This window comes from Pseudomonas sp. (assembly GCF_037994325.1).
Classification (GTDB): domain Bacteria; phylum Pseudomonadota; class Gammaproteobacteria; order Pseudomonadales; family Pseudomonadaceae; genus Aquipseudomonas.
Genome location: NZ_JBBNAH010000022.1, coordinates 1 through 4,420 on the forward strand (window position 1 = coordinate 1; position 4,420 = coordinate 4,420).

A 4,420-nucleotide genomic window follows, 5' to 3' on the forward strand; every position below is an offset into this window, starting at 1 on the left:
GGGGACCCAGGCGCGGAGATTTCACGGTTGAACCGGCCGCTCATCCGGCAATCGACACCTTCCCACTTCCCACCATGTTGGCAATAACCGCCTGACCTGCGCCTGACTAAAGCGGTCATCCATCAAATACACCACGCCTGAGTCCTGCTGGGTACGAATCACCCGCCCGGCTGCCTGCACGACTTTTTGCAGGCCGGGGTAGAGGTAGGTGTAGTCGTACCCGCTGCCAAACATGCTTTGCATGCGCTGTTTGATTTGCTCGTTCACCGGGTTGATTTGCGGCAGCCCCAAGGTGGCGATAAAGGCGCCGATCAAACGCTTGCCGGGTAGGTCGATGCCTTCCCCAAAGGCCCCGCCCAACACAGCAAAACCGATGCCCTGGCCGTTTTCCTCAAAGCGCTGGAGAAAGTGTTGGCGCTCGGCTTCATCCATTTGCCGCGACTGCACCCAAATCGGCACCAGCGGGTGGGCGGCAACAAATTCGTCACGCACCTGTTCCAGATAGGCGTAGCTGCTGAAAAACGCCAGATAGTTACCCGGCCGTTCGCCGAACTGACGCGCCATAAGTGCGGAAATCGGTGCCAGCGAACGCTCGCGGTCAACGTAGCGGGTGGAGAGGTTGCTCACGGCCTGCACCTGTAACTGCTCGGCCAGAAACGGCGATTCCACATCAATCCATGGCGTATTTTCCGCCAGCCCGAGCAGGTCGGCGTAGTAGTTGGCCGGGCTTAAGGTGGCGGAGAACAGTGTGCAGCTATGGGCCGCCGCCAGGCGCGGGGCGAGGAAGGGGGCTGGTACTACGTTACGGATGCACAGGGTCGATTGCGACGTGCCCCCGGTGCCGAGATGACGGCTGATATCAAACAGCGAGTGCGGGCCAAATACCTCAGCCAGGCGGCAAAACAGCATGGCGTCGAGGTAGAAATGCAGCAGTTCGGCTTCGTTGCCGGTGGGCTGGTCGGTGAGGTGATCGGTGATGGCGCTGACGGCTTTTTGCAGCGCCATGATGAACAGGTCCGGCGCGGCCGGGTATACCTGATACAGCGCTTGCTGGTCCTGGTGCAGTTGGTTCCAGTGGCGGTTGACGCGGTCGAGCACGCTCTTTAAGCCTTTGGGCGCCAGGCCACGCATGGTCTTGAAGCGCGCTTGCTGCAATTCTGCGCTGTACATGCCGCGCCCGCGCTCCACCAGGTTGTGCGCTTCGTCCACCAGCAGGGTGACTTTCCATTCGTTGAGCTGGGTAAGGCCGTAGAGCAGGGCGGTCATGTCGAAGTAGTAGTTGTAGTCGCAGACCACCACATCGCTCCAACGGCACAGCTCTTGGCTCAGGTAGTAGGGGCAGATGCCATGGGCCAGGGCTGCGTCGCGCACGGCGGCCTGGTTCAGCCATTGGCTGTCCAGCGCGGCTTTACGGGCGGCGGGCAGGCGGTCGTAAAAGCCTTTGGCCAGCGGGCAAGAGTCGCCGTGGCAGGCTTTGTCCGGGTGCTCGCAGGCCTTGTCGCGGGCGACGTGTTCCAGCACCCGCAGGGCGATTTTTGGCTCCTGGGCGCGCAGGGTTTCCAGGGCATCGAGGGCCAGGCGCCGGCCCGGGGTTTTTGCCGTGAGGAAAAACAGGCGGTCGAGCTTTTGTTCCGCAAAGGCTTTGAGCTGCGGAAACAGCGTGCCGATGGTTTTGCCAATGCCGGTGGTGGCCTGGGCCATCAGGCTGTGGCCATCGCGCGCGGCGCGGTACACCGCTTCGGCCAGTTGGCGTTGGCCGCTGCGAAAACTGGCGTGGGGAAACTTCAGCCGGTCAAGACTGCGATCGCGTTCCAGGCGGTGTGCTTGTTCCTGCTCGGCCCAGGCAATAAAGCGCCCGCAATGCAGCTCAAAAAATGCCTGCAAGGCACTGGCGCTAAAGGTTTCGCGAAAGCTGGTTTCCTTGTGGGTGAGCACATTGAAATACACCACCGCCAGGTCGACTTCTTCCAACTCGTACTCGGCACTCAGCAGCGCGCCGTAGACCTTTACCTGTGCCCAATGCAGCAGCCGATGGTTTTCTGGAATCCGCGAGATATCGCCACGGTGGGTTTTGATTTCTTCCAGCAGGTTGTCATCGGGGTTATAGCCATCGGCGCGACCGCGCACCAGAAGCCCCTTGTACTCGCCACTCAAGGGCAGCTCGGCGATATACCCCGAGCCGCGCCGAGCGACCACGCTCATATGCCCGGCAATACCTTCCTGGGCCGTGGGCGAGGGGGTGAAGCGCAGGTCGAGGTCACCTTGTTTGGCGGTGAACTCACACAGGGCACGCACGGCGACTGTGTAGCTCACGCTCCCGGTCCTTCTTGCGCAATAGCCCATTGCACATAACACACGTCCACTGGCATGCCATGTTCGGCACAAAAGGCTAGCCAGCGTTTCTGGTTGTCTTGCAGACGATCGCCCGGGCCTTTTACTTCGATCATGCGGTAGCGCTGCTCGGCAGGCCAAAACTGGATAAGGTCGGGCATGCCGGCGCGGTTGGCTTTGATATCGCCCAGCAAACGCTGGAACCACGCCTGTAAGTGCGCAGCGGGCAGGCAGGTGAGGGCCTGTTCCAGCAACTCTTCAGTGAGCAACCCCCAAAATACAAAGGGCGACTGAATGCCGAACTTTTCCTGGTAGGTCGTGCGGATGCGCGCTTTGTAGGCGTCGGACTCCAGCAGCGCCAGGCACTCGGCAAATTGGCTGGCGCGGCGCTGGCGAAAGTCGGCGCGCAGCAGGTCGACCGGGCCGGTATGAAAAGGATGGAAAAACGCCCCCGGCAACGGCGCGTAAATCGCCGGCCAGCAGAGTAGGCCAAACAAGCTGCAGATCAGGGTGTTTTCCACGTAATGCACCGGCGCCTGCTCGTCGCTCAGGTGCAGTTGCACCCGGCGTTCCACGCTGCAATCGGGCAGAAAAGGCAGGCTTAGCTCGATCAAGCCGGCGTTCACCTTTGGCGCTTTTTTCGCCTTGGCTAGCCCGAGTTGGCGATTCAGACGGGTCAGGGCGCGCGCCACCAGTTGCGCTTCGGCATCGTTTACCGGCGCAGCGGTGGCTTGCTGGGCCAGGGCGTGGGCGTCCTCATAACGCGCCAGGCGCTCCAGCACCCGAATTTGCCGTTGGCGCGCTTCCACGTAAGCACTGGCGGCATAGATGCCCAGGGCGTGCTCCAGCTCGCCCAGGCGTTCCAGGTACTGACCCATGCGGAACAGCAGCTTGCCGCGCCGCTCCAGCAAGAGCGGGTTGTCGGTGCGCACTTCGGCGATCTGTTCGAGGATTTCGGCCAACGGCTCGCCGGCCTCGAAACGTTGCCGGCATTGCCAGAGATGGAAGTAGGTGTCGATATCGGCGCGGCTGGTAAAGCCGCGGGTGTCGGCGCTGAGCGCCACGTGTTCGTAACGGAAAATACCCAGGTCCGAGAGTACAAACTCCACCCAGTCTTGATGCAGATTGCCGAAAAACATCAGGCGCAGGCGGTCGATCAGTTCGCCAATCGTCAGGGTCAGCAGCGGGTCATCCAATTGCGGGCACCACTGCTGGAAGCACTGCGCGCCTGGCAGTTGGCTTTCCAGTTGTTCCAGCAGTTGTGGCTTATTGACGTTGCGACTGCTGAGCAGGTGGCCGAAGTGCTGCAGCACTTCATCCTTACGCAGGTGGTTAAACAGTTCGGGCAGGCTCAGTTCGGTGTCGGTGGTAATCCAGCCGTGGCCCAGCAACGCCTCAGACGCCTGGCGCGAACAGCCGATTTCTTCGTAGCGCAGCTTGCTGGCGCGAAAGTGCGGGCCTTTGCGCATCACCATGCGTGTCAGCAGGGCCTGCGAGGGCAGCGGTAGCTCGGCAAACAGGCGCAGAAAATCAGCCTCTTCACGGCTGAACAGGTCGCTATAACGCGCAGCAAGCCAGGCCAATGCCTTGTGAAAGTTGGCCAGGTAATAGAAACGGGGGTCTTCGAGGGAGTGCATCGGTGCGCCAAAACCACTGTGTGCATGTACAGATACCAGCGCCCGAGAGCGCTGGCAATCGTAAATAGATCGGTGGCGTGGCGCGAGCCGTTTGGGCTCAGTTGTAGGTGATGGTGATGACCTTGTCTTGCACCTCGGTTTGGCTGGCTTGCAGCGGCATGTATTGCGCGGTAAACGCCGGGTTGCCGCGCGAGCAAGCGTCGTTTTCGGCGGCAACGCGCAGGCTAATGCCCGGAGCGATTGTTTGTGCATGGGCATCGGCCATGGCACTGGGAACGGCGTTTACGCTACAGGCCGATTCCGTAATCTGGCCTTGGAAACTGATGCTGCCGCCATCGGCAGAGGCAGTAACGGCAGCGAACAGGGCCAGCAGCGACAGGCTTGCGGTTATTGGGGTTTTCATCACGGCCACTCCATACGGTTGTTTAGGTGCACAGGGGCAAGTTAAGACC

3 protein-coding genes are annotated in these 4,420 nt (G+C 61.0%); all 3 read right to left on the minus strand.

Going from position 1 to position 4,420, the window contains the following annotated elements:
- Positions 1-21 precede the first annotated feature (21 nt).
- A complete protein-coding gene (locus AAAB16_RS00710) occupies positions 22-2,313 on the minus strand; it encodes an ATP-dependent DNA helicase (protein ID WP_340661602.1) in 2,292 nt (763 codons plus the stop codon).
- Positions 2,310-3,968, minus strand: coding sequence for a VRR-NUC domain-containing protein (locus tag AAAB16_RS00715; RefSeq protein WP_340661603.1), 1,659 nt, complete (start codon positions 3,966-3,968; stop codon positions 2,310-2,312). Before AAAB16_RS00715 ends, AAAB16_RS00710 begins: the two co-directional genes overlap by 4 nt.
- 97 nt (positions 3,969-4,065) lie before the next feature.
- On the minus strand, positions 4,066-4,371 hold the full coding sequence (locus tag AAAB16_RS00720) for a hypothetical protein (protein WP_340661604.1): 306 nt from the start codon (positions 4,369-4,371) through the stop codon (positions 4,066-4,068).
- Between the last annotated feature and the right edge of the window lie 49 nt (positions 4,372-4,420).

Bases quoted from the DNA above. Each gene is read 5' to 3' on its own strand.
- AAAB16_RS00715 (WP_340661603.1), bottom strand. From the start codon at position 3,968: ATGCACTCCCTCGAAGACCCCCGTTTCTATTACCTGGCCAACTTTCAC.
- AAAB16_RS00720 (WP_340661604.1), bottom strand. From the start codon at position 4,371: ATGAAAACCCCAATAACCGCAAGCCTGTCGCTGCTGGCCCTGTTCGCT.